We start from the raw sequence: 25189 nt of genomic DNA, 5'->3' as shown, positions 1-25189 counted from the left end.
AAGCCGTCGCCGGTAACGGTAAGTTTTGTAAAGGGCGGAACCCGGCTAGCGGGCAACACTCCAATCATCAGGAAGATCGGGTAGGGTACAGGGATGCAACTGCGCAACGACTCACAACGCTTCGGCATCATCACCATCGCACTGCATTGGCTGGTGGCGATGACGGTGGTGGGCATGTTTGCGCTGGGGCTTTACATGGTCGACCTGACCTACTACCACGACTGGTACCGCAGCGCGCCGCACCTGCATCGCAGCGTGGGCATCCTGCTGTTTCTGGTGATGGGCGCCCGCCTACTGTGGCGGCTGATTTCTCCACCCCCGAAAGCCCTGCCCACCCATCAGCCCTGGGAAAAAGTCAGCGCCCACCTGACCCACTGGGCCCTGTATCTGTTGCTGTTCACCGCCATGATCAGCGGCTATCTGATCACCAGCGCCGACGGGTCTGCCATCGATGTATTCAACTGGTTTGCCGTACCCTCTATGACCGGCGACCAGAAGGGCCTGGAAGATCTTGCCGGAGACATCCACGAGATTGCCACCTGGGCGATCATCATCCTCGCCGGCGTGCATGCCCTGGCCGCGCTCAAACACCACTTGCTTGATCGGGACGACACCTTGCGCCGCATGCTGGGCAAAGCGCCCCGTGACCCGGACAAGCTTTCCTGACAACCTTTAATCCAAACGGAGTTCGATGCTTATGTTGACGCTAGCAAAGAAAATCACCATTCCCGCCCTGGCACTGCTGCTCAGCAGCATGGCCTTTGCCGATAAACCCGGCGGCACCTATGCGTTTGATAAAAAGGGCGCTCACCAGTTTGTCATGTTCAAGATTTCCCATCTGGGCTACAGCTGGTTGTACGGCCGCTTCAACGATTTCGACGGCAGCTTCACCGTGGACGCGGACAACCCGGAGAACAGCAGCGTGCAGGCCACCATCCAGGTCGCCAGCCTGGACAGCAACCACGCCGAGCGTGACAAGCACCTGCGCGGCGATGACTTCCTCGAGGTAGACGAGTACCCCACCGCCACCTTCAAGAGCACAAAGATTGAAAAGACCGGCGAAAAAACCGCAAAAATCACCGGCGATTTCACCCTGCATGGCGTCACCAAGCCAGTCACCCTGGACGCCAAACTGCTCGGCTACGGCGATGATCCCTGGGGCGGTTACCGCATGGGCCTGGAAGCCTCCACCACCCTGAAGCTGGCGGACTTCGGCATCACCTATGACCTGGGCCCGGCATCGGAAACCGTGGAGATTATTATTTCCGTGGAAGGGGTTCGGCAGTAAGGTTCTGAAGTAACAAAAGCCAAGAACTGCAGGAGCCATGCTTGCATGAGCTCCTGCATACTCAGAAAGGACGCCCGAGACGTATAATCTGATCTCTATCTTGAGGAAAAAGCGGGTCTAGAAAAACTCCTTCCTTATCTCTCGGAAAGCGCCTATCGGGAATAAATGTGGCCACACCCGAGATATCATCACGAAAGAGGACCTGGTGCTCGATCTCCTCCCTTTCAACACTACGAGAAAAAAGACTTATCTTGGCAAGCTTTGCATCTGAATATTGGTATTCCCTTCTTTTCCGATCCCGGACATGAATGGATTTTACTTTATCTCCATCATAGGTGAACTCGCGCTCCGGATTTTCCTGTGTATCAAGCATTGACAGAAGCTGGCCGTTTTCGTCGTAAACAAATTCGGGGAACCCTTCGACCACGTCATCAATGCTGAACCATATTTCGTCATTACCTGCACCAAGGAAGATCTCCCCGATAGGCTTCTCTTCTCCATCAAAGACATAAACCTTCATCAACTGATTCGAAGCAGGTGGGTTCTGGCTGGCTTCACTCACCTGCAACTCACCTTTTTCTGGAAGCCAGGTTAATGTCCGGTAACGGGTATCAACATAGCTATCATTGTCACCATAGCGATCAATGATCACCCGGCTTTCCAGATCTCCGGGCAACCACTTGGCCACTTTTTTCTGGTAGCCATTGCCGGAATAGACGGCAATATTCGGCAGGCTGACGGAATCCGAATATTCGGGAGATGGATCTACCGTGACAACAAATTCGAAACCGGCCTGCGAGTCTCCCGATAACTCGGTGGTTTGAATGTGAGAAAGAAAAGGGGGCGCCGTTGTTATCTGATCATTCTCTCCGTAGAAAACCACATGCTGGGATTGCTTCCAGCCGCCGTACTCCAGCGCCTGCTGGATTATCGTCATCCTGTAACCAAGTTGGTACCTGGCTGGACAAAATGCCCCCTTGCAAAGCACTTCTTCCCTAACGAGTTGCTTTCCTTTCCAGCGCGGACACACTGAAAGTCGACCGTCACTTTCAATATCAAGCTGTTGAAGGGCGAAATTCCCATCACCATTTGTTCCCATGTTTTGCACTACGGACAGAAGCGCAGGAGGGAGAGGGTTTTTAGATGGCTGATATCGGCATGTCAGGCCTCCCGCACGCACATCATCGCCTGTCCCCCATCGGCCATCAGTACCCGGATCCACAACAAACCGGGATCGAATAACATTGCTTACGCTGTAGTCGAAAACCTGCATACCTTTAACATCGCCACCCTCCCGGTAGGTCACGGTATCGGGAACCGGCGCATAGGACCCGGTAGCAGATTGACCATCACCTCCGCCACCGCCACCGCAGCCTGCAATCAGAATTGAAAGAACAACCACAAGGGTCAACGACTTAACTTCCGTTTTTTCTCTCAAACCTGTTTTCCCCCATATAATTGGTATTAAAAAACCTGTGCCTCGCCCGCGAAGAAGCCTTCGGCAATAATCACCGCTGCCATGGAATCCACTCGCGAGTCGGCTTTCTGGATCCCGGTACGCTCCCGCGCTTCACGGGTGCTCAAGCGTTCATCCACCAGCCACACTTTCATGCCGAACCGGCCTTTCAAACGGCCTGCAAATTTCTTCGCCCGCGCCGTGGATTCGCTTTCGCTGCCATCCATGTTCAACGGTAGACCCACCACCAGCTCCTCCGGCTCCCACTCTTTCAGCAAGGCAGCAATGTCATCCCAGTTGGGTTGGGTGTTCTTGCAGGAGAGGGCTTTCAGGGGCGTGGCAGTACCCAGCAGACTGTTGCCACTGGCCACGCCGATTTTTTGTGTGCCGTAGTCGAAGGCGAGGATCATGAATAATAATGGACAGTTGATAGTGGACAGTGGACAGCGTCGCGGAACGGGATGATGCAGCTCTTAAATCCAGGAAGCCGCGCCCAAAGATCAGGCGCGAAATCTTTACTATGGGCGAAAAAAAAGGGGCGAGGTCGCGTAGCTGTCCACTGTCCACTGTCAACTATCAACTGCATTAACTGTGCCCCGCCTGGGTCGCAATCAGACTCATATCCACGCCGATTCGAGCCGCGGCGGCTTGCCAGGTTTGTTCGAAGGGGGTGTCGAGAACGAGCTCACGGCTTGCCGGGGTGCTGAGCCAGGTGTTTTCCACCAGCTCCTGCTCCAGTTGACCGGCGTCCCAGCCGGCATAGCCCAGGCAGATCAGCGATTGCTCCGGCCCTTCGCCGATGGCAATGGCTTCCAGAATATCGCGGCTGGTGGTCAGCATCAGGCCATCGCTGAGCGGCACACTGGATTGCCAGTGCGTCGACGCCGCATGCAGGACAAACCCCGCCTCTTGCTGAATCGGCCCACCTGCCACCACCCGGTGACGCTCGGACGGCGGCACTTCAATCTCGATGTCCATGTCGCTGAGAATATCACCCAGACTGATCTGCACCGGGCGGTTGAGGGTCAGCCCCATGGCCCCCTCGCTGCTGTATTCGACGATATAGGTGACGGAATGTTCGAAGTTGGGGTCAGCCATCTGCGGCATGGCCACCAGCAACTGATGTTTGAGGGTCGTATTGTCCATGGGAACAGTATCCGGGGCAGGAGGGAGCGCTGCAAGCGTCGGGAGGCTAGATAGGAGCCCTTTCCCGGTATCGGGCAGATTCCCTGCAGGGCGAAACGTAGCGAATACGCCTCTCAAGGTGCGAATGTAGGAGCACCTCTCGAGGTGCGAATCCGAGCGACAGCGAAGGAAACGTATAACGGTAACCACCGGATTCTTCTAAAGACACCTGTCGAATGCTGACAGGCCTGATCACCCTGCGGGCGATTTCCGCGCAAGCGCGGTTCGCGCCTCGAGAGGCGCTCCTACAGTTGCGTTGTAGCGAGCGCGGGCTTTATTTCGACGACACCCGCTGGTTTTTGTCGAACTTCCAGGTGCGGATGATTTCCAGCACATCCATGTTCTTGCGCATCTCTGGGGTGAAGGCATCGAAGGGGGCCGCGAGGCGCACACTCTGGATGGCGGCCTGGTCCAGGAACTTGTGGCCGGAAGATTTCAGCAGGCGCACTTCCTTGAGTTGACCATCCTTCTGGATCGCCACCACCAGCCGCACCGCACCGAAGGTATTGCTGTTCAGCGCCCGGGACGGGAAGTTGCGGGTGCCCATGGCCTCCACCTCGCGACGGAAGTTGTCGATGTACTGGGCTTCGTAGTGGGCCTTGGCGGATACCGAGGTCAGGCGGCGAATGCGCGGACGTTTCGCATAGGCCTGTTTCTGGGCATCCAGGCGGGCCTGCAGGCTGGCGATCTCGCGGCTCAGGTCCTGCAGGTTCTCCTGTTTGGCTACCTTGAACGGTTTGGGATCGGTTTTCTCCTGCTCGTCCGCCTTGATTTGGTGATCGCTGGTACGGGCGGTGGTGATGACCAGCAACTGGGACTGGCGGTCACGACGCTCACGGGTGGTCTTTTCCTTGAGCTGCACCTTGTCCAGCTTGTTGTCGGCGAAATCCACCTGCTCGGTGGTGGTCAGCTCCTGCTTCTCGGCCAGATCGCCGGAACCCTGCTGGTTGCTCTGGGCAATAAAGTCCGCCTCATCCGGCTCGTCATCGCTGCGATGCTGGGACAGGGTGACTTCCAGGGTATGCGGGGCGGCGCGCTGCTTCTCGGGGGCAAAGCTGACCCCGAAGATGAGAATGCCGTGGAACGCTAACGCCAGGAACACCGTAAAGGTGAGGCGGTCGGAGGCGCTGACGGGTGAATTGGCTGCCATGATTTCTTCTTTTTGTTACTGCCTTTAAACGGCCAGGGAGTGTGCCCCGGACCGTACTCATCGTCTATGATGGCTGCCGCAACTCCAGCAACATGTCGAACAGCTGACCGGCAATGTTGATGCCGAAGATCGCGTCCAGCTCGCGAATGCAGGTGGGACTGGTCACGTTGATCTCGGTGAGATAATCACCGATCACGTCCAGGCCCACGAAATACAGCCCCTTGCGCTTGAGCGTGGGGCCCACCTGCTCACAGATCCAGCGATCGCGGTCGGTCAGCTCGCGGCCCTGACCAGTGCCGCCGGCGGCCAGATTGCCACGCAGCTCACCTTCCTTGGGGATCCGCGCCAGCGCATAGGGCACCGGCTCGCCATTGATCATGAGGATGCGCTTGTCGCCCTCGGTGATCTCCGGCACGAAGCGCTGAGCCATGATCGGCGTCTTGCCGTGCTGTGTCAGCACCTCGATCACCACCGAGATATTGGGGCTGTCCTGGCGCACCCGGAAGATATTGCTGCCACCCATGCCATCCAGTGGCTTCATCACAGTGTCACCGAACTCCCGTACAAAATCGCGCAGCAGCCCGGACTGGCTGGAGACCAGCGTCGGAGCACAACACTGCGGGAAGTCAGTGGCGAACAGTTTTTCGTTACTGTCGCGGACACTGCCAGGCCGATTCACCACCAGCACGCCTTCACGCTCCACCTTTTCAAGCAGGTAGGTGGCGTAGATGTACTCCGCATTGAACGGCGGGTCCTGGCGCATCAGGATAATATCCAGATCGGCCAGATCGTAATTCACGGCGTCGGCCAGACGGTACCAATCGTCGTTATTGTCGGTGACGGACAGTGCCCGAGTGGCCGCAAAGGTGCGACCATCTCGCACGTATAGATCCGCCGGCTCCATGTAGAGCAATGACCAGCCACGTCGTTGCGCTTCCAGCAGCATGGCGAAGGTGCTGTCTTTCCAGGGTTTGATTTTGGCGATGGGGTCCATCACCACACCAATACGCAGACTCATGGGGTCTCCACAGACATCGGGATCAGGCCGGGCAATGTTAGCAGCGCTGACTGCCCACCGCTATGCAGGGATGCGCGGGGCATTTTCTCAAGTTTCATAGGGTCTTATAGATTGATTGTAGAATCTGTGTTAAAAACTTCGTTTGGGCTTGTCTCGCTACACCCCCCGCCCATCGAATTACTAGAAAGGCCAAAAATTACAATAAGTTGCGGCCAACAACGGTTCACGGTTAAAGGCAGTTTCCATGACTGACAATTTCCAAGACCTCAAGGTAATGGTGATCGACGATTCCAAAACCATCCGTCGCACCGCGGAAACCTTGTTGAAGAAAGCAGGTTGTGAAGTGATCACCGCCACCGATGGCTTCGATGCCTTGGCCAAAATCGCCGACAGCAAACCCAATATCATCTTCGTCGACATCATGATGCCGCGCCTTGACGGGTATCAAACCTGCGCCCTGATCAAGAACAACAGTGCCTTCAAGGCCACCCCGGTGATCATGCTGTCATCCAAGGACGGCCTTTTCGACAAGGCCAAGGGGCGGATAGTGGGGTCCGACGAGTATCTGACCAAGCCGTTTTCCAAGGACGAGCTTCTCGGCGCGATTCGACAGCATATCAGCGGTTAAGCGACAGCGTCGCTGAGCCTGAAGAGGATAAGATGGCACGTATTCTGATTGTGGATGACTCTCCCACCGAAACCTACAAGTTGCGGGAGATACTCGAAAAGCACGGCCACGAGGTGCTCGAGGCCGCCAATGGAGCCGATGGCGTCGCCATGGCCCGCTCCGAGCTGCCCGAACTGGTTCTGATGGATGTGGTAATGCCGGGCCTTAACGGCTTCCAGGCGACCCGCCAGCTCACCAAGGGTGCCGATACCGCGCACATTCCCATCGTCATCGTAACCACCAAGGATCAGGAAACCGACCGTGTCTGGGGTAAACGCCAGGGCGCCAAGGACTACCTGACCAAACCGGTGGACGAGGATGTGCTCCTGCAAACTGTCGAGCGCATGCTGGCCGACGGCTGATATTCGGAGCCCCTGATGAGCGCAACTGCTTCCGCCGCCTATATTCAACTGGCCGACTACAACCGTCGCTGCCGCGAGCAGGCCAAAGACCTGCCTATGCAGCAGGATGCGGTCAGCTACTGGAGCGGCGTGGGCTTTGTGATGGATGGCAAGAAATACGTGGCACCGCTGGATGAGGTTTCCGAAATCCTCTCGGTGCCGGCCTACACCCGCATTCCCGGCGCACGCAGCTGGATGAAGGGCGTGGCCAATGTCCGGGGCCGGCTGATGACCGTGATGGATCTCAGTGGCTTTCTGGAAAAGAATTCGCCGGTCCAGGAAAAGCGCCGACGGTTGCTGGTCCTGGACCAGGATGACTTGTACACCGGCATGACGGTGGACGAGGTACTGGGGATGCAACATTTCCCCATTGATGAATTTGTGGAATCACTGCCGGTCAGCGATGCCAGCGTCACACCTTTTGTGCGCGGCGCCTACCGGCGGGACGGGGAGTACTGGTCCGTGTTCAGCCTGACCCGGCTGGCAGAGGATCCGCGCTTTATGCAGGTCGCCCGCACCGGCTGAGCTGTATATAAGCATTTGGGGTACATAAGAAGAGCGAACGCCAGGCCAGGAGCCAGACTATGAAGTTCAATTCGGGAGCAATCTTTGACAAATTGCGGGGGGGCGCGGAAGGCAGCACGCTGAATATCGCGCTGTACATCGGCCTTGCCGTCTTTATCGTTCTGGCGGTGGTGAATTTCCTGCTCTCCGCAACCACGGCGAACCAGGCCCAAGAGAATATTACCCTGGCCTCTGATATGCGGGTTATCTCCCAGCAGATCGCCAAAAACTCCCTTGAGGCCGCTGCCGGTAACGCCGACGCCTTCGAATTGCTGGCCAAATCCCAGCAGAGCTTTCAATCCGCCTGGGATGACGTTAAAGACGAACCGGTCGACAATACCGAGGTGAAAGAACGTCTGAGCAGCCTGTGGTCCGAAGTGAACAGCAACGCGGGCATCATCCTGCGCGGGGAAGATACGGTTCTGGATCTGCACGAAGTGGCAGACACCCTGGCCCAGACCATTCCTTCCCTGCAGGCAGAATATGAAGGCGTGGTGGACATTCTGGTGGCCACCGGCGCCGAGCCGGATCAGATCGCCTTTGCCCAGCGTCAGTCCCTGCTGGCCGAACGGATTCTCAGCTCTATTTCCAAAGTGCTGGAAGGTGGCGACGGCGCGGTGATTGCGGCGGATGCCTTTGGTCGTGATGCCAGCCTGTTTGGCCGGGTCATGAACGGCATGATCGAAGGCGACGAAGCCATGGGCATTGACCAGGTCAACGACCCGGATGCCCTGGATTACCTGGCCGAGATTGCCGACCTGTTCGACGAATTCGTTAACCAGTCCGTGGATGAAATCCTGGAAACGGCTCCCGAACTGTTCCAGGTACGTAACGCGGCCGACACCATCTTCCGTCGCTCCCAGGATCTGCTGCAGGAATCCAGCAACCTGAACACCCAGTTTGAAGGCTCCACCAACACCTTCTTCCCGTCAGTGACCCTGGGTGGCTTGTCTGCTGCCATCGCGGTACTGCTGTTCTTCCTGATCATGGCCCAGCGTAACCGTCAGGCGGCAACGCTGAAGGACGAGCTGGAAAGCGAGAACCAGCGTAACCAGGCGGCGATTCTGCGACTGCTCGACGAACTGGGTGACCTGGCGGACGGCGACCTGACCGTACAGGCGACGGTAACCGAGGACTTCACCGGTGCCATCGCTGACTCCATCAACTACTCCATTGACCAGCTGCGCAGCCTGGTACAAACCATCAACAACTCGGCGGTACAGGTGGCCTCGGCCGCCCAGGAAACCCAGTCCACGGCGATGCATCTGGCCGAAGCCTCCGAGCACCAGGCCCAGGAAATTGCCGGCGCCTCCGCCGCTGTGAACGAAATGGCGGTGTCCATTGACCAGGTATCCGCCAACGCCGCCGAATCGGCGGCGGTAGCGGAACGAGCGGTAGCCATCGCCAACAAGGGCGCCGAAGTGGTACAGGCCACCATCCACGGCATGGACACCATTCGCGAACAGATCCAGGAAACCTCCAAACGGATCAAGCGTCTGGGTGAATCCTCCCAGGAAATTGGCGACATCGTATCCCTGATTAACGACATTGCCGACCAGACCAACATCCTCGCCTTGAACGCCGCCATTCAGGCGTCCATGGCCGGTGAAGCCGGGCGGGGCTTCGCGGTGGTAGCGGATGAGGTACAGCGACTGGCGGAACGTTCCGCCGCCGCGACCAAGCAGATCGAGACCCTGGTAAAAACCATTCAGACCGATACCAACGAGGCGGTAATCTCCATGGAAGCCACCACCGCCGAGGTGGTAAAAGGGGCCCGTCTGGCGCAGGACGCTGGTGTGGCACTGGAAGAAATTGAGAACGTATCGAAAACCCTGGCGGACCTGATCCAGAACATCTCCAACGCGGCGCGCCAGCAGGCAGCGTCTGCCGGTCACATTTCCAACACCATGAACGTGATCCAGGAAATTACCTCGCAGACCTCCGCCGGTACCACCGCGACTGCGCGATCCATTGGTAACCTGGCCGAGATGGCGCAGGAGATGCGTAACTCTGTTGCCGGCTTCCGCCTGCCGGAGCACTCCTGATCCGGCTCGCGCCGGCTAAAGGAGTGATGCTATGGGTGCTGCAGTGACAGACCGCTGGTCCATCAAAAGCACGCCCGCCATGGATGCGGAGCAGTTCCAGCTATGGCAGGCGTTGCTGGAAGAGCGCACCGGCATGACCCTGTCCAACGAGCGCAAGACCTTCCTCGAAACCAGCTTGAGCATTCGTATGCGCGAGCTGGGCATCGAAGACTACGACACCTATTACGAACACCTGATGGTGGGCTCCACAGAATCCCGGGCCATGGAATGGTCGGTACTGGTAGACCGGCTTACCGTGCAGGAAACCAGCTTTTTCCGCCACCCAAGCTCCTATGCCCTGGTGGAGGAATTCGTACAGCGCTTCAAGGCCGAGCAGCCCGACGGTGCCAGCCTGGATGCGTGGAGCGTGGGGTGCTCCACCGGCGAGGAAGCCTATTCCCTCGCCATGATGATCAATGAGCAGCTCAACGGCGGCGGCCGCAAACTATTCTACGGAATCACCGCCACCGACATCAGCCTGCCCACCCTGGCCAAGGCCCGCAAAGGGGAATACCCGGCGCGCCGGGTACTGCAGGTGGACCCGCTACTGCGGGAGAAATATTTTCAGCCCTGCGGCAATGAACAAACTCTGGCCGTGACGCCAGTATTGCGTGAGCGCATCTGCTTTGCCCGGCTCAACGTGCTGGATCTGAGCAACGCGCCAATGAACGACATGGATCTGATTTTCTGCCAGAACATGCTGATCTACTTTCGCCGCTGGCGGAAACGCCAGATCGTCAACCGTCTGGCGGAACGACTCGCTCCCGGTGGCATTCTGGTGCTCGGTCCCGGGGAAGTGACCGACTGGCAACATCCGGATCTGGAACGTATACATTTCGCCGATACGCTGGCCTTCCGGCGCTGTCGATAAGCGCTGTAGATAATAAAAAAACCTGCCCGCAGTGACGGCAGGTTTGAGTATGACAGGAGACGTCATGAGTGACCGTCACGACTATCTGGCTCTGGACTGGGTTCGCGGGGAGATCCAGGAAACCCTGAACCAGGCGCAGCAGGCACTGGAAGCGTTCGTGGATACCCCGGACGACGCCACCCGCATGCGTTTTTGCCAGGCCCATCTGCACCAGGTGTACGGCACCCTGCAAATGGTGGAGTTCTACGGTGCTGCTCTGCTCGCCGAGGAAATGGAAAAGCTGGCCCAGGCCCTGCTTGAAGGCCGGGTAGGCAATGTGGGGGACGGCCAGGAAACCCTGATGCGGGCCATCTTGCAGCTGCCCCCCTATCTGGATCGGGTAGCCACCAACCGTCGTGACCTGCCGGTGGTGCTGCTGCCGCTACTCAACGACCTGCGCGCCGCCCGCGGCGAACCGCTGCTGTCGGAAACCGCCCTGTTCAAGCCGGACCTGACCGACGCCACCGGCAGTGGTCAGATACCGGATGACCTGCTCAACGATCCCCGTTTTATTCAGCTGGCCAAGAAAATTCGCCAGATGTTCCAGATTGCCCTGCTCGGCGTGCTGCGCAACGACAACATGGGTGAGAACCTGGGCTATATGGCCAAGGTCTTTAGCAAACTTGAGCAAGTCACTGGTGACGCTCCGCGTGCCCCGCTATGGGCCATCAGCAACGCCCTGGTGGAAGGCCTGTCGGAAGACGCCATTACCCTGGGCACCTCGGTAAAACTGATGCTCGGTCATGTGGACCGCAACCTGCGTGAACTGGTCATCGACGGCGCCAATAGCCTGAACCAGCCGGCGCCCACCGAACTGATCAAGAACCTGCTTTATTACGTGGCCAAGGCAGAGGTAGACAGCCCGCGCATTCGCGATGTCAAAGCCCGTTTCCGCCTGGACGATGCACTCCCTTCCGATGACCTGGTCAACGCAGAACGGGCCCGCATGACCGGCCCGGATGCCGAAGCCATGAATTCCGTCGTGAAGGCCCTGTCCGAGGAAATCACCACCGTCAAGGATGCCCTGGAAACCTTCGTCCACAGTGGCGAAAGCGACGCCAGCAAACTGCAGCCGCAGACGGTCACCCTGAAACAGGTAGCCGACACCGTGGCAGTGCTTGGCCTTGGCCAGCCTCGCACCCTGGTAGAAGAACAGCTCCACGCGGTGGAAGACATTGTCGCCGGCAAACGTCCCGCCGAACGCGAAACCCTGATGGATATCGCCGGCGCCCTGCTTTATGTGGAAGCCACCCTGGCGGGTATCAGCGGCGGTGACCGTCGCGGCAAGTCCTACCCCGGCGACCAGAGCGACATGCCCGGCCACGTGGGCCAGGCCATGGATGCGGTACTGCGCGAATGCCGTGCCGGCCTGGAAGAGGCCAAGGACGGCATCGTCGAGTTCATTGCTTCCCAGTGGAACCCGGAGCACCTGGAGCCGGTGCCGGAGCGACTCAATGCCGTGCGCGGCGGTCTGGAAGTGATCCAGCTCAGCAAGCCTGCGGTGATTCTGCGCCAATGCGTGCTCTTCATTCAGGAAAAGCTGCTTGACGCCGACCAGCCCAAACCGGACTGGCGCAGCATGGACACCCTGGCCGATGCCATCACCTCGGTGGAGTACTATCTGGAACGTCTCAGCGACGATCCGGAAACCACCGACGATATCCTGCAACTGGCCCGTGCCAGTGTGGACGCTCTCGGCTACCCGCTGGAGCAGGGCAGTGATTTCGGCAATGACCAGTTCGAAGTGGAACGCATTGAGCTGGACGCAGAGGCCCGGACTGACAGCCACACCGTCGACGAGTCCATCTCTTTGCATGCTGAGCCTGATGCCGACGACAGTCTCGACGGCGACGATCTGCATGAAGACTTCGCTTTGGAAGAAGCTTTCGACGACAGCAACGATGCCCTGCAGGGCAGCCTCGACAAAGGCGACCGCACTCTAGAAATTACCGGGCCGGCCTCCACCGAACAGGAAACACAGTCCGCTTCGCAGGAATCCGACGACGAGCCGCAACCGGTCGCCGAGAGTCCCTCTGACGATGATGACGATCTGATCGATGACGAAATCATCGAAATCTTCCAGGAAGAAATCAGCGAAGTCCTGGACGCGCTGGATGAATTTTTCCCGCGCTGGGCCGCCAACACCAGCGATGAGGAATCCCTGGTGGAATTCCGTCGCGCCTTCCACACTCTGAAAGGCTCCGGCCGCATGGTCGGTGCCAGCACCGTGGGCGAGCTGGGCTGGTCCGTGGAGAACATGCTTAACCGGGTCATTGACCGCAGCATTGAACCAACTTCGGTGCTGATTGCGCTGGTACAGGAGGTGCGCAATCGCGTTCCCGCTCTGGTGGATGCCTTTACCCTGCGACAGCCAGATCCGTTCGATGTGCAACCGCTGGCCGACGCCGCCGACACCCTGGCCGCCGGCGGCCAGATTGATCAGGTACCGGCCATCACTGGCAGCGAAACCAGCAAGGCTGACAACCAGACCGACTTTGCTGCACTCGGCGATGACACGGAAAGCGACGACACGCTGGAAATCCCCTTGCCCGCGGACAGCGATTCGTTCGCGGAAAGCAGCACCGACAATGACGATAGCCTGTCCATGGAGGATCTGGCTGCCTTCAACGACGCCTCCGACGATAGCGATGCCCACCTTGCCTGGGAAGACAACGACGATATCGATGATGGCGCCATCGAATTCAGCCTGCCTGATGAAGAAGCAGCCGAACCCGCCAGCGAAACCGCGTCCGTAGATAGCGACAGCGCCGACAACGGTATCGACAGTCTTTCTGACATTCCGGACATGAGTGACGGTGACGACGCCGCAGCGGATGCCGACGGCGAGGAGGGACCCGACCCGGTGCTGCTGGAGATCTTCGCCAGCGAAGCCCGTCGCAACCTGGCACTGATAGATGAGTGGCTGGACACCGTAGACCCGGATTTATCCGAACACACCCTGGACGACAGCGTCCACCGCGCCCTGCACACCCTCAAGGGCAGTGCCCGCATGGCGGAAATCGAAGCGGTGGCGGAAGTGGCGGAACCGGCTGAAAAACTGGTCCGCGACCTGATCAGCAGCAACCGCCGGATAACCACCCAGCAGGCCGGACTGCTGCGACAGGCTCATCGCCTGGTGCTCAACAACCTGGAACAGCTCGCTCAACCCCATCTGCCCGGCGCCGATGCCCTGATCGCCGCGCTACAGCAACACCGCGACGGGCTGGCCGACCAAAATGACTCCGGCCCGGATCCACACATCCTTTCCGTGTTCCTTTCCGAAGGCATGGACCTGATCGTGGACGCGGAACAACTACTGGACCAGTGGGCCCAGCATCCGGAACAGACCGAAGAACTGGTAAAACTGCGCGACGAACTGCAACTGCTTTCCAGCAGCGCCACCACCGCCGGTCTCAACGAAATTCACGCCCTGGCCGCGGCCCTGGCCGCCTGCTACAGCGCGGTGGAATCCGGCCGCCTGGCTTGCAGCGAACAGATGCTGTCGCTGGCTGGTGAAGGCCAGGATGCTCTGGTCAACATGATGGACTGCCTGGCCGCCGGCCAGACCGTGCGCCCGGAACTGGGGCTGGTGGATTCGCTTCACGAACTGGCAGAAAACAGCGGCCCGGACGGCGATGGCCCTGGCCCCGGCGGACGTTCACCACACTGGGACGATGCCTTCTCTCACAGCAGCGCGGATCCCCAGGCTGTGGATAGCACCCCGGATACCAACAGCTGGGCCAGCAGTGGTGAATATCAGGCCCACATGGATCCGGAACTGGTCAGCCTGTTCCTGGAAGAGGCCGAAGATATTCTGGAATCCGCCAGCCATACCCTGGACCAGTGGGAACAGGGAGATGCCGGCAACGTGGATGGTCTGCAGCGGGACCTTCACACCCTCAAGGGGGGGGCCCGCATGGCCGCCGTGGCCCCGGTGGGCGATCTGGCCCACGAACTGGAAAATCTCTACGAAGCGCATCATAACGGCCAGCAACAAACGGACCCGGCCCTGTTTGCCCTGTTGCACCGTTGCCACGACCGGCTCGCCGAAATGATTGACGCCCTGCGCGGCGGCAGAACCCCGGACGACGCCCCGGAACTGGTCAGCGCCATCCAGGCTTTCCTGCGCGGCGACCGCACGCCGGACACCAGTGCCTCCCTCGACAGTGAACCCCAGGCTCACGAAGCCGCTTCCGACTTTGCCGAAGACACCGGCAGCCCCGCGCCCGTTGCGGTTGAGGACGCGCCCGCCACTCCGGCGCCCCCTCAACCGGAGCGTGACCCGGAGCTGGTAGAAATCTTTCTGGAAGAAGCTGACGAGATTCTGGAATCTGCCGGCAGTAGCCTGGAGCAGTGGATCGGCGAGCAGGACAACCTGATCGAACTGCAATCCCTGCAGCGTGACCTTCACACCCTCAAGGGTGGCGCGCGCATGGCGGAAGTCAGCGAACTGGGCGATCTGGGCCACGAGCTGGAAACGCTTTATGAAGGCCTGGCGCAAAGCCGTCTGGCCATTGAACCGACCCTGTTCGATCTGTTGCATCGTTGCCACGACCAACTGGCGGAAATGGTAGAGGCACTCAAGGCCGGCCGGCCGCTGCCCCAGGGCGACACCCTGATCCAGGCGATCCACGGCTATGTGGCCGACCCGGCAGGATTCAGCCTGCCCGCTGTTGCGTCTGCTGCGCCAGCACCCGCAGAAGCTTCGCCAACGACGCCGACCAACCGGGAAGAACCGACGGCCACCCGCGAACAGCCGGACGAGGATTACAGCGACTGGGAATCGGACAGCGACCCGGAAATTCTGGAAATCTTCCTGGAAGAGTCCGATGAGCTGGCGGAAATCATCGATGCCTGCCTGACTTCCTGGAAAGACCACCCGGAAAGCACCGATTTCACCGATGACCTCAAACGCGCCCTGCATACCCTCAAGGGCGGCGCACGACTGGCCGGCCTGAAGCCGCTGGGCGACATCAGTCACGACTTCGAAACCTATCTGCTACAGCTGGAAAGGCGCCGCGAGGCGCCCACCCAGGAAGATTTCCAGCCCATGATCAACTGGTACGACCAGATTGTCCGGGGCATGGAATCAGTGGCCCGTAGCGCCCGCCGCCAGCCCGTCACCGCCCCGCAAGAGAGCGGCACGGCCATGGCACCGGCGGCCGAGAAGCCACAACCGCAACAGCCAAAACAGGATGACCGCCGCCAGCGTCAAAATCAGGCGCAACCCCAGGAAATGGTGCGGGTCGGGGCCGACGTTCTGGAAGCGCTGGTGAACCTGGCCGGGGAAACCTCCATCAACCGCGGCCGGGTAGAGCAGGGGATTTCCGAGTTCACCTTCAACGTGGAGGAAATGGGCAACACGGTACAGCGCCTCTACGAACAGCTGCGCCGTCTGGATTCGGAAACCGAAGCGCAGATCATGTCCAATTATCAGCAGGGCGTGGAACGGGGTGAAATCGACGAAGACTTCGATCCCCTGGAAATGGATCAATACTCCGAGCTGCATCAGATCACCAAGCAGCTGTCGGAATCCGCCTCGGATTTGCTGGATCTGAAGAACACCCTGCTGGACCGCACCAAGGACACCGAAACCCTGCTGCTGCAGCAATCGCGGATCAACACCGAGCTACAGGAAAAACTGATGCGCACCCGCATGGTGCCCTTCAGCCGCTTGGTACCGCGTCTGCGCCGTATCGTCCGGCAGATTTCCGGTGAAGTGGACAAACGAGTGGAATTCGATGTGCTCAACCCGGAAGGCGAACTGGACCGCTCCCTGATGGAACGGGTGGTCGCCCCGCTGGAGCACATGCTGCGTAACGCCGTGGATCACGGCATCGAAACCCGCGAAGGTCGACAGAGCGCCGGCAAGAACGACTCCGGCCGCATCAACCTGGAACTGGGCCGCGAGGGCGGCGAGGTAGTGATTACCCTGTCCGACGATGGCAAGGGCATCGACACCGACGCCGTGCGCACGAAAGCCGTGGAGCGCGGCCTGATCGCCCCGGACGCGCAACTCTCCGAGCAGGAAATCCAGCAGTTCATCTTCCACGCCGGCTTCTCCACCGCCGCCGCTGTCACCCAGATTTCCGGCCGTGGCGTGGGCATGGACGTGGTGGCCAGCGAGATCAAGCAGATGGGCGGCTCGGTGACCATCGATTCGCACAAGGGGCAGGGCACCCGTTTCATCATCCGTCTGCCGTTCACCCTGGCCATGAACCGGGCCCTGATGGTGAAGGCGGCGGAAGATACCTATGCCATCCCGCTCAACCAGATCGAGGGCATCGTGCGTATCAGCCCCTTCGAGCTGCAGCACTATTTCGAGGAAGACAACCCAGTCTACACCTATGTGGGCCAGGACTACGAACTGCAATACCTGGGCAATTTCGTCCATGGCACCCGCAGCCCGCACCTGGAAAGCCACACCACTCCCATGCCGGTACTGCTGATCCGCAGCACCGAACACACCGTGGCCATTGTGGTGGACAACCTGGTGGGTTCCCGCGAAGTGGTTGTGAAATCAGTCGGCCCGCAGCTGGCATCGGTGGCCGGCATCAGCGGTGCCACCATCCTCGGGGATGGCTCCGTGGTGATCATTCTCGATATCCACTCGCTGATCCGTGCTGCCCACGTGCAGGTGCCGACCCTGGGTGTCGCAGACATTCCGGTACTGCCCCAGGAACCGGTGCAGGAAGACGAAGAAGCCGAATTCAAGCGCGATACGCCGCTGGTCATGGTCACCGATGACTCGGTGACTGTGCGCAAGGTGACAACTCGCCTGCTGGAGCGCAATGGCTACGAAGTGGTCACTGCCAAGGACGGCATGGATGCCATCGCCAAGCTGGAGGATATCCGCCCGGATGTGATGCTGCTGGATATCGAGATGCCACGTATGGACGGCTTCGAAGTCGCCACCCACGTGCGCCACGACAGCCGCCTGCAAGACGTGCCGATCATCATGATTACCTCGCGCACCGGCGAAAAACATCGCGAACGGGCCTTCGATATCGGCGTGAACTGTTACATGGGCAAGCCGTTCCAGGAGAACGAACTGCTCTCCACCATTCGTGAACTGCTGGGCGAGTTGCAGGAAACGGGTAACGAATGACCGCACCGGGCCGGGTCGGCGTGATCGCCGACAGCACATTGCAGGGCCACCTGCTGTCCAGCGCAGTGAAGAGTCAGGGCTACCAGGTGGTCGTCAACACCGATCCGGAAGCCCTGGAAAAACGCTGGCTGGAAGAGGGTGCTCTGGATCTGTGGGTCGTAGACCTGTCCAGCGAGGATCGCTGGCAGGCTTTTCTGGATAACCTGCTGGAAGACGCCGCCGCCCCCATTTTGTTCTGTGATGGTCAGGCCCCGGCGCGTACCGATGCCCGTTACCCGAAATGGGAACGGCGGCTGGTGACCAAGCTGGTGGATTACATCGGCAAGCCGGCCGTAGAAGAGCGGCTGGACGTGATTCCCCAGCGCCCGCCACAGGTAAAAATCCCCACCCCGCGGGAATTCGAGACCATTCGCCCCGGCGACCGCCCCGAACGGGTCTGGGTACTGGGGGCCAGCCTGGGCGGTCCGGCAGCGGTAAAACTGTTTCTCGACTGCCTGCCGGCCAATCTGCCGGTGGCCTTTGTGCTGGCCCAGCATATCGACGACAGTTTCCTGGACACCCTGTGCGGCGTGCTGGGTCGGGACAACAACATTGATTGCAAAATAGGCGTGGACGGCAGCGCCCTGCGCCATGGCGAACTGGCCATCGCGCCGGTGGAATACGCGGTGAAATTTCGCCACGACGGTCGCATCCAGTGCACTGGTCAGGCCTGGGAAGGGCCCTATGCACCGTCCATTGATCAGGTGATACAGCACGTGGGCGAGGGCTTCGGTAACGCCTGCGGCGCTATCCTGTTTTCCGGCATGGGCAATGACGGCGCCATCGCCGCCCCCCGGCTGGCCGCCAGTGGCTGCCCCGTATGGGCACAGAGCGCCGATACCTGCGCCGTCAGCAGCCAGCCCGATTCTACCCGTGAGACGGGCTGCGTCAGTTATAGCGGCTCTCCGGAACAGCTTGCACGACAGCTGGTGGAACGGTTAAGAAGAGAATTAAAAGCAGAAGTACAGAAGCCGGGTGCCTGACACGGGCTACTGCATACTCCGGCTTACACTTTGAGGTTAACTATGAGCAGCTTGCCATCCGACATTTCCAGCCTGCTGATCCCCATGCAGGGGCGACCCTGGCTGATCCCCAACATCGTGGTCGCCGAAATCATCCCCCTGCGGCAACCGGATCGGCCCGGTCATGGGCCGGAATGGCTGCTGGGCTGGCTGAGCTGGCGGGATCAGAACATTCCGCTGCTGTCCTTTGAGAAACTCAACGAGTCCGGGCAGATCACCATTGGCCAGGATGCCCGCATCGCGGTACTGAATACCGTGGCCGGCAAGAGCACCTTCTATGCGGTGATCGTGCAGGGGATTCCGCGGATGATGAAAGTGGCCAAGGACGATCCGGTGGAAGAACCGGTAGACACCGGCCCCGCGGAAGCCATGTACATCCAGGTGGGCGGCGACCTGGCGGTGATTCCGGATCTGGATGCCATTGAAGGCGCCGTAGCAGGACTGCGGGACGGCGCATGATCGACCGGGAACGGCTGGCCGCTCTGGCAGCAGAACACCCCGCCCGCGCCGGGGTGTATCGCAATCGGTTCCCTACTCCCCGCCATGGCCTGGGTGCCTTCCTGCGCTGGCAATGGGACACCCGGGGCCAGTTTCCGCGCCATCAGCCTTTCCCTCTGCAGCAGCCGGATCAGCAACGTCTTGCCAACCCGGGACCACAACCGCAATTGACCTGGATCGGCCACGCTACCTTCCTGTTTCAGCACCGGGGCTGGAATTTGATTACCGACCCGGTCTTTTCCGAGCGCTGCTCACCGCTATCCTTTGCCGGCCCGAAACGGGCGGTACCGCCAGCCCTTACCGTCGATGATCTGCCGCCGATCAATGCGGTGCTGGTCTCCCACAACCACTACGATCATCTGGATCGGACTTCGGTAAAACAGCTACAGGCCCGGTTTGGTCGCGAGATTCTCTGGTTCGTTCCGACGGGCGTGGCTTCCTGGCTACGTAACCTGGGCGTGGAGCGCATTATCGAACTGGGCTGGTGGCAGAGTGAATACCACGGCCAGGTGGAAGCCTTCTGTCTGCCCGCCCAGCATTTCAGCGGCCGTGGCCCCGGCGATCATAACCGGACCCTGTGGTGTAGCTGGCGCCTGAACTTCCCCGATTTCAGCCTCTATTTTGCCGGCGATACCGGCTACGCCCCGCTATTCGATGAAATTGGCGACATTTTCGGCCCCGTGGACCTGGCCCTGTTACCCATCGGCGCCTATGAACCCCGCTGGTTTATGTCCCCGGTACACATAAACCCGGCAGAAGCGGTTACAATTCACCAGGAGATTCGCGCCCGCCAGTCGGTAGCCATGCACTGGGGCACCTTTGTGCTCACCGACGAGCCCATGGACGCGCCGCCCCGGGCCCTGGCCCTGGCGCTGCAAGAACAACAGATCGATTCCGAGACATTTCGGGTCCCGCAGCATGGCGAGACCCTGACAATTGAATTGCCATCATGAGTAAACAATATCAAGGCCGCCGCCTGTGGTTGGTGGTCCGTCTGCTTGCCTGGCTTCCACTGCCGCTAGTCACCGCCTTCGGGGCTTTTGTTGCCACCCTGATCACGCTGGTGCCACTGCGCTATGCCAGTGCCTACCGGGTGGTGCTGATCAATCTGCTGGCCACCCACCCGGCCATGAGCCTGGCGGACGCCAAACGCATCGGCCGCCAGAGCATGGCCGAACTGGGCCGTACCCTCACCGAATTCAGCCATGTCTGGCATCGCCCGGTGGAAGAAACCCTGGCCAGGATCACCCATATCCACGGCGAACAAGCCTTTCTGGATGCCTGCGCCTGCGAGCGGCCGGTACTCATGCTGTCCTTGCACCAGGGTAGCTGGGAAATCAGCAACCTCTATGTGGGTGACAAGGGCGACCGCGACAAGACCCTGATCATGTACCAGCCCCATCCCGCCACACTGATGGATGCCATGGTCAAGGCAGCCCGGGAGCGTACCGGCTCGGTGCTCATCCCCACCAACAGCCAGGGGGTCAAACAGGCCCTCGCCGCCATGAAGAGCGGCGGCACCCTGGGCATTCTTTCCGACCACAACCCGGGCAACCGCAGCAATCCCTGCGTGCCTTTTTTCGGCTACGAGGTCCCCACCCCGGCGCTGATCGACAAGCTGGTGCAACGCTACCGGCCTCATGTGTTCATTGTTTCCTGCATTCGTGGCCAGGGCGGCGTGAAAGACATCCACCTCCACTTCGAATCCGCCCCGGACATCGAACAGGCCAGTGACACCACCGAGATCCTCACCGCCATGAACACCGGCCTGCAGTGCTATATCGACCGCAACCTGGCCCAGTATCAGTGGACCTACAAAAGGTTCAAATGGGGCCCCAATGGTCGGCGTCGCTGGTATCGGCAATCCAGGGACCTGCTGGCGCGGATCGCGCAGGGCGAGGATCGCAAAGCCCTGGGCATGCACCCGGACACTGACAAGGATCAGTGAATGCCCGTTAAGCCCCGGTTAATCTTTATCCGGCATACTTCGGTCAATGGAACGGGAGCGCATCATGGCAACACGACCAACAAGCTGGCATGCATTACACAAAGGACTTCACTGGCTGGTGGTTTTGTTGCTGGTCATGGTCTGGGGAGCCGTCGAGCTCCATGAGTTCTACGAAAAAAGTGACCCCATGCGCGAATGGTGGAAAATGCTGCATTTTTCCCTGGGACTCACCACGCTGGCTATCATACTGATTCGGCTTTATGGCCGCGCCCTGTACCCGCGCCCGGCACCCATTGGCGCCGCCTGGCAGCATCACTTATCCCGTCTTGTTCATGGACTGCTCTATGGGGTGCTTCTCGCCATGCCCCTCAGCGGCTTTGCCATGCGCCAGTTCGCCGGCAAGACCATTGAAATATTTGGGGTTTTTAACGTGCCCCAGCTGGCGGCGGTCAATACTGACCTGGCCAAACAGATCGCCTTCATCCACAAGGAGGTGCTGTGGACCACGCTGCTGACCCTGATAGCCATCCATGTAGCAGGCGCCCTGTGGCACCATTTCATCGACAGGGACACTACCCTGAAACGCATGCTCCCCGGCAAACACAGCGACTGAGGTAATTGCCCGGCGGCGATGAAGGCGCCACAATTGCCCACCATCCCGATCGCCTGACAACCGGAGCATGCATGACCATCGAAAACGACAAGGTCGTTACCCTGCATTACAGCCTGTTCAACGCCGACGACGGCAGCGAAATTGAAAACTCCCGGGAAACCGGCGAGCCCATGGCGTACCTGCACGGCTATAACAACATCATCAAGGGCCTGGAAGCCGCCCTCACCGGCAAGGCTGTTGGCGACGAAGTCGATGTGACCGTCAGTCCGGAAGACGCCTACGGCGAATACGACAACACCCTGTTCCAGCGCATCTCCCGCAAGTATCTGAAACACGCCGGCAAGCTCAGCCCCGGCAAGGTGGTCACGGTGTCCACCGACGAAGGCCCGCGCATGCTCACCGTGCTCAAGGTAGGCCTGAAAACCGTGGACGTGGACGCCAACCACCCGCTGGCCGGCCAGTCCCTGCGTTTTGTGGTGGAAATCACCGATATCCGTGATGCCAGCGAAGAAGAAAAAGCGCACAAACATGCCCATGGCGTAGGCGGGCATCAGCACTGATCAGCTTCAAGCTGCAACGCGGAGAAGGCCTGATTGGCGCAAAGGCCTTCTCCGCGCCCCACCCCTTTCGCTTATCTCTTTAACTAAATTCCCTTCGCCTGGTCCGCGGCTGACCACCTCTCCCTGCACAGCTGACCTTAACCGCGTTGCAGCTTGAAGCTTGTCGCTTGCGACTTCTGATTTTCAGCCTTTTCCTACCGACTAACCTGTCACCAACGTGCTATCTTAGTTGATCAAAATAATGCACACGCTACAGGGGCACAGGAATGGATCTGCCAGAATACAGTTACTGGATTATCGCCGGGCTCGCCTTTGTGATCGCGGAATTCGCCGTGTCCGGGCTGGTCGTGATTTTCTTCGGGATCGCCGCGTTGCTGGTAGGCAGCCTCAAGTTCCTCGGACTGCTGGATGACACCGCCTGGGAACTGACCCTGTTCGCCCTTACCAGCCTGCTGTTGCTGGTATTTGTCCGTCGCGTGATCAACGACAAGCTGATGGGCAATGAGCGGCCCCGCGGTGAGGGCGAGGCAGACAGTGCCGGCCTGGTCGGTGGCCGCGCCACCGTGGCAGACGCCTTCAACAACGGCGTGGGCACCGTTTCCTACCGGGGCGCCCGCTGGCAGGCACAGTGTGCCCAGCCCCTGCATCCCGGCGACATGGTGCGCATCACCCAGCACGACGGCCTCTGGCTCACCGTAGAGCCCTGGATGCCAGGGCCGCAGACACCACCGGCTGAATGACCCCTATCGCCAACCCGTTTTCATCTCAACTCGCTAGCAATAACAAGGAACCCTATCCATGGCAGGTTTAATTATTTCCGCTCTCATCGCCCTCGGCGTTGTCATTCTGCTCTTCATGGTGATTCGCATCGTGCCGCAGCGGCAGGTGTATGTGGTGGAGCGGCTGGGCAAGTACCAGACATCCCTGGAGGCGGGCCTTCACTTCCTGATGCCCTTCATCGACCGGGTTGCTTACAAGCACTCCCAGAAGGAAATCGTCCGTGACGTGCCGCGCCAGAGCTGTATCACCAAGGACAACATCGAAGTCTCCATCGACGGCGTCATGTACCTGCAGGTAATCGATCCCAAGTCCGCCAGTTATGGTGTGGACGACTACGTGATGGCCGCCCAGCAACTGGCCCAGACCACCCTGCGTTCCGTGATCGGTAAAATCGATCTGGACAAGACCTTCGAGGAACGCGGCGAAATCAATATGGAAGTGGTCAAGGCGGTAGATGAAGCCGCACAGCCCTGGGGCGTGAAAGTGCTGCGCTACGAAGTGGCCGACATCAACCTGCCCGTGTCCATCAAGGACGCCATGGAGAAACAGGTTCGCGCCGAGCGTGAACGTCGCGCCGTGGTTGCCGAGTCCGAGGGTGAGCGCCAGGCCGCCATCAACCGTTCAGAGGGTGATCGCCAGGCCGCCATCAACCGCTCCGAAGGTGAGAAGCAGGAGATGATCAATATCTCCGAAGGTGAGAAGATGAAGCAGATCAACGAGGCGGAAGGTCGCGCCCGTCAGATCGAGCTGATCGCCACCGCTACCGCTGAAGGTCTGCGCCAGGTGGCCGGTGCCGTGAAAGAGGATGGCGGCGAAGAAGCCGTCAGCCTGCGCATCGCCGAGCAGTACGTATCCGCCTTCGAAAAAGTCGCCAAGGAATCCACCACCCTGCTGTTGCCCCAGGGCCTCAGCGACATCGGTGGCGCCGTGGCCGGCCTGCAGAAAGTCCTCAAGACCGTGGAAAAAACCCCGGCCTGATCTACCCCCCTCAGGAGCTTGCCCAGGCAAGCTCCACCCTCTCTGTAGGAGCACCGCTTGAGGTGCGAACCGGAGCGACCGTTGAGGTAACGCTGCCAGGGCGCCCCCAAAACCAGGATCAAAAGCACTTCCACCACAGAGGGCACAGAGATCACTGAGGAAAAGACGGGTTTTTCTCTGTGTGCTCTGTGCCCTCTGTGGTAGATCCGTCTTTTCAGGTATTTGGGGGATCGCGCCGCCAGCGACGCACCTGCAACAAGGCTTGCATTCCTTTCACCCCATCCCAATATCCTGAAGATCCCCAAGCCTCAAAGATTCAGGAGCCCCCATGTCCCGCCATTTCGAACAGGCCGACGGCCTCTGTGAAACTCCGGACGATGCCACCCGCGATTTCCTGTTCAACCAGACCATGCTGCGTATCAAGAACCCCACAACCAGCCTGGATTTCTATACCCGGGTGCTGGGCATGCGCCTGGTGCGCAAGCTGGATTTTCCGGAGATGAAGTTCAGCCTCTACTTCCTGGCCTACCTGGGTGAAGAGGAAGCGCGACAGGTACCAGAGGACGATGCCAAACGACTCACCTACACCTTTGGCCGTGAGGCCATGCTGGAACTGACCCACAACTGGGGCACCGAAGACGATGCGGACTTTGCCTACCATGACGGCAATGCCCAGCCCCAGGGATTTGGTCATATCGGCATCACCGTCCCCGACGTTTACGCCGCCGCCGAACGGTTTGAAAAACTGGGGGTCGAATTCGTCAAGAAACCGGATGACGGCAAGATGAAAGGTCTGGCGTTCATCAAGGATCCGGATGGCTACTGGATCGAGATCCTGCAGGCTGACATGATGGAAAAGCAGCAAAAGAACGACTGAAAGATGTCACTTTTCTGACAGTCAATCTGTTTTTTTGCTTTCC

General features: G+C 59.6%; 22 protein-coding genes. 17 read left to right on the top strand and 5 right to left on the bottom strand.

All coding sequences use genetic code 11. The annotated features are described in order from the left end of the window. The first annotated feature begins 93 nt into the window (after positions 1 to 93). The gene (locus T9A_RS05440) at positions 94 to 666 is read left to right on the top strand and encodes a cytochrome b (protein WP_035245821.1); all 573 of its coding nucleotides are present in this window, start codon (positions 94 to 96) and stop codon (positions 664 to 666) included. Between the two features lie 31 nt (positions 667 to 697). Beyond that, positions 698 to 1288, top strand: coding sequence for a YceI family protein (locus tag T9A_RS05435; RefSeq protein ID WP_035246275.1), 591 nt, complete (start codon positions 698 to 700; stop codon positions 1286 to 1288). A gap of 61 nt (positions 1289 to 1349) precedes the next feature. Here T9A_RS05435 and T9A_RS05430 read toward each other — a convergent pair whose 3' ends face one another. The 5 genes from T9A_RS05430 to gshB form a co-directional block, all read right to left on the bottom strand. Further along, complete coding sequence (locus T9A_RS05430) at positions 1350 to 2726, bottom strand: hypothetical protein (protein ID WP_156964834.1); 1377 nt, start codon at positions 2724 to 2726, stop codon at positions 1350 to 1352. Positions 2727 to 2752: 26 nt separating this feature from the next. Next, positions 2753 to 3154, bottom strand: a complete 402-nt coding sequence (gene ruvX, locus T9A_RS05425) for a Holliday junction resolvase RuvX (protein ID WP_035245819.1) — start codon at positions 3152 to 3154, stop codon at positions 2753 to 2755. 175 nt (positions 3155 to 3329) lie between these two features. Next, positions 3330 to 3890: a YqgE/AlgH family protein gene (locus T9A_RS05420; RefSeq protein WP_035245818.1), complete on the bottom strand. Its 561-nt coding sequence runs from the start codon at positions 3888 to 3890 to the stop codon at positions 3330 to 3332. A 313-nt stretch (positions 3891 to 4203) separates the two neighbouring features. Next, a complete protein-coding gene (locus tag T9A_RS05415; protein WP_035245817.1) occupies positions 4204 to 5079 on the bottom strand; it encodes an energy transducer TonB in 876 nt (291 codons plus the stop codon). Between the two features lie 64 nt (positions 5080 to 5143). Beyond that, complete coding sequence (gene gshB, locus T9A_RS05410; RefSeq protein WP_035245816.1) at positions 5144 to 6097, bottom strand: glutathione synthase; 954 nt, start codon at positions 6095 to 6097, stop codon at positions 5144 to 5146. A gap of 244 nt (positions 6098 to 6341) precedes the next feature. Between gshB and pilG the strand changes: the two genes are divergently transcribed. The 15 genes from pilG (at position 6342) to gloA (ending at position 25146) form a co-directional block, all read left to right on the top strand. After that, complete coding sequence (pilG, locus tag T9A_RS05405; RefSeq protein ID WP_035245815.1) at positions 6342 to 6725, top strand: twitching motility response regulator PilG; 384 nt, start codon at positions 6342 to 6344, stop codon at positions 6723 to 6725. 32 nt (positions 6726 to 6757) lie between these two features. Beyond that, the gene (gene pilH, locus T9A_RS05400) at positions 6758 to 7126 is read left to right on the top strand and encodes a twitching motility response regulator PilH (RefSeq protein WP_035245814.1); all 369 of its coding nucleotides are present in this window, start codon (positions 6758 to 6760) and stop codon (positions 7124 to 7126) included. Between the two features lie 15 nt (positions 7127 to 7141). Further along, positions 7142 to 7690 (top strand): chemotaxis protein CheW, encoded by a 549-nt coding sequence (locus T9A_RS05395; RefSeq protein WP_035245813.1) that lies wholly within the window; start codon positions 7142 to 7144, stop codon positions 7688 to 7690. A gap of 59 nt (positions 7691 to 7749) precedes the next feature. Beyond that, entirely contained in the window at positions 7750 to 9774 is a 2025-nt protein-coding gene (locus T9A_RS05390; protein ID WP_035245811.1) for a methyl-accepting chemotaxis protein, read from the top strand. 31 nt (positions 9775 to 9805) lie between these two features. After that, complete coding sequence (locus T9A_RS05385; RefSeq protein WP_035245809.1) at positions 9806 to 10684, top strand: CheR family methyltransferase; 879 nt, start codon at positions 9806 to 9808, stop codon at positions 10682 to 10684. Positions 10685 to 10748: 64 nt separating this feature from the next. Beyond that, a complete protein-coding gene (locus T9A_RS05380) occupies positions 10749 to 17831 on the top strand; it encodes an Hpt domain-containing protein (protein ID WP_035245807.1) in 7083 nt (2360 codons plus the stop codon). Next, positions 17828 to 18853, top strand: a complete 1026-nt coding sequence (locus T9A_RS05375) for a chemotaxis protein CheB (protein WP_035245805.1) — start codon at positions 17828 to 17830, stop codon at positions 18851 to 18853. The genes T9A_RS05380 and T9A_RS05375 overlap by 4 nt, the downstream gene beginning before the upstream one ends. 42 nt (positions 18854 to 18895) lie before the next feature. Continuing rightward, a complete protein-coding gene (locus tag T9A_RS05370) occupies positions 18896 to 19351 on the top strand; it encodes a chemotaxis protein CheW (RefSeq protein ID WP_035245803.1) in 456 nt (151 codons plus the stop codon). Next, complete coding sequence (locus T9A_RS05365) at positions 19348 to 20343, top strand: MBL fold metallo-hydrolase (protein ID WP_035245802.1); 996 nt, start codon at positions 19348 to 19350, stop codon at positions 20341 to 20343. The genes T9A_RS05370 and T9A_RS05365 overlap by 4 nt, the downstream gene beginning before the upstream one ends. Then, the gene (locus T9A_RS05360; protein WP_035245800.1) at positions 20340 to 21338 is read left to right on the top strand and encodes a lysophospholipid acyltransferase family protein; all 999 of its coding nucleotides are present in this window, start codon (positions 20340 to 20342) and stop codon (positions 21336 to 21338) included. Before T9A_RS05365 ends, T9A_RS05360 begins: the two co-directional genes overlap by 4 nt. Positions 21339 to 21402: 64 nt before the next feature. Continuing rightward, entirely contained in the window at positions 21403 to 21951 is a 549-nt protein-coding gene (locus T9A_RS05355) for a cytochrome b (protein ID WP_035246274.1), read from the top strand. Positions 21952 to 22022: 71 nt separating this feature from the next. Next, a complete protein-coding gene (locus T9A_RS05350) occupies positions 22023 to 22511 on the top strand; it encodes an FKBP-type peptidyl-prolyl cis-trans isomerase (RefSeq protein WP_035245798.1) in 489 nt (162 codons plus the stop codon). 266 nt (positions 22512 to 22777) lie between these two features. After that, on the top strand, positions 22778 to 23251 hold the full coding sequence (locus tag T9A_RS05345) for an NfeD family protein (protein ID WP_035245795.1): 474 nt from the start codon (positions 22778 to 22780) through the stop codon (positions 23249 to 23251). A 58-nt stretch (positions 23252 to 23309) separates the two neighbouring features. Beyond that, the gene (locus T9A_RS05340) at positions 23310 to 24269 is read left to right on the top strand and encodes an SPFH domain-containing protein (RefSeq protein WP_035245793.1); all 960 of its coding nucleotides are present in this window, start codon (positions 23310 to 23312) and stop codon (positions 24267 to 24269) included. A gap of 328 nt (positions 24270 to 24597) precedes the next feature. Further along, positions 24598 to 25146, top strand: coding sequence for a lactoylglutathione lyase (gene gloA, locus T9A_RS05335; RefSeq protein WP_035245792.1), 549 nt, complete (start codon positions 24598 to 24600; stop codon positions 25144 to 25146). Positions 25147 to 25189 lie beyond the last annotated feature (43 nt).

Source organism: Alcanivorax jadensis T9 (genome assembly GCF_000756655.1).
Lineage (GTDB): Bacteria > Pseudomonadota > Gammaproteobacteria > Pseudomonadales > Alcanivoracaceae > Alcanivorax > Alcanivorax jadensis.
The sequence above is the reverse complement of the archived record's forward strand: the minus strand, read 5'-3'. Positions and strand labels throughout refer to the sequence as shown.

Coding starts and splice junctions, on each gene's coding strand:
- T9A_RS05440 (WP_035245821.1), top strand. CDS start 94: ATGCAACTGCGCAACGACTCACAACGCTTCGGCATCATCACCATCGCA.
- T9A_RS05435 (WP_035246275.1), top strand. CDS start 698: ATGTTGACGCTAGCAAAGAAAATCACCATTCCCGCCCTGGCACTGCTG.
- ruvX (WP_035245819.1), bottom strand. CDS start 3,154: ATGATCCTCGCCTTCGACTACGGCACACAAAAAATCGGCGTGGCCAGT.
- T9A_RS05420 (WP_035245818.1), bottom strand. CDS start 3,890: ATGGACAATACGACCCTCAAACATCAGTTGCTGGTGGCCATGCCGCAG.
- T9A_RS05415 (WP_035245817.1), bottom strand. CDS start 5,079: ATGGCAGCCAATTCACCCGTCAGCGCCTCCGACCGCCTCACCTTTACG.
- gshB (WP_035245816.1), bottom strand. CDS start 6,097: ATGAGTCTGCGTATTGGTGTGGTGATGGACCCCATCGCCAAAATCAAA.
- pilG (WP_035245815.1), top strand. CDS start 6,342: ATGACTGACAATTTCCAAGACCTCAAGGTAATGGTGATCGACGATTCC.
- pilH (WP_035245814.1), top strand. CDS start 6,758: ATGGCACGTATTCTGATTGTGGATGACTCTCCCACCGAAACCTACAAG.
- T9A_RS05395 (WP_035245813.1), top strand. CDS start 7,142: ATGAGCGCAACTGCTTCCGCCGCCTATATTCAACTGGCCGACTACAAC.
- T9A_RS05390 (WP_035245811.1), top strand. CDS start 7,750: ATGAAGTTCAATTCGGGAGCAATCTTTGACAAATTGCGGGGGGGCGCG.
- T9A_RS05385 (WP_035245809.1), top strand. CDS start 9,806: ATGGGTGCTGCAGTGACAGACCGCTGGTCCATCAAAAGCACGCCCGCC.
- T9A_RS05380 (WP_035245807.1), top strand. CDS start 10,749: ATGAGTGACCGTCACGACTATCTGGCTCTGGACTGGGTTCGCGGGGAG.
- T9A_RS05375 (WP_035245805.1), top strand. CDS start 17,828: ATGACCGCACCGGGCCGGGTCGGCGTGATCGCCGACAGCACATTGCAG.
- T9A_RS05370 (WP_035245803.1), top strand. CDS start 18,896: ATGAGCAGCTTGCCATCCGACATTTCCAGCCTGCTGATCCCCATGCAG.
- T9A_RS05365 (WP_035245802.1), top strand. CDS start 19,348: ATGATCGACCGGGAACGGCTGGCCGCTCTGGCAGCAGAACACCCCGCC.
- T9A_RS05360 (WP_035245800.1), top strand. CDS start 20,340: ATGAGTAAACAATATCAAGGCCGCCGCCTGTGGTTGGTGGTCCGTCTG.
- T9A_RS05355 (WP_035246274.1), top strand. CDS start 21,403: ATGGCAACACGACCAACAAGCTGGCATGCATTACACAAAGGACTTCAC.
- T9A_RS05350 (WP_035245798.1), top strand. CDS start 22,023: ATGACCATCGAAAACGACAAGGTCGTTACCCTGCATTACAGCCTGTTC.
- T9A_RS05345 (WP_035245795.1), top strand. CDS start 22,778: ATGGATCTGCCAGAATACAGTTACTGGATTATCGCCGGGCTCGCCTTT.
- T9A_RS05340 (WP_035245793.1), top strand. CDS start 23,310: ATGGCAGGTTTAATTATTTCCGCTCTCATCGCCCTCGGCGTTGTCATT.
- gloA (WP_035245792.1), top strand. CDS start 24,598: ATGTCCCGCCATTTCGAACAGGCCGACGGCCTCTGTGAAACTCCGGAC.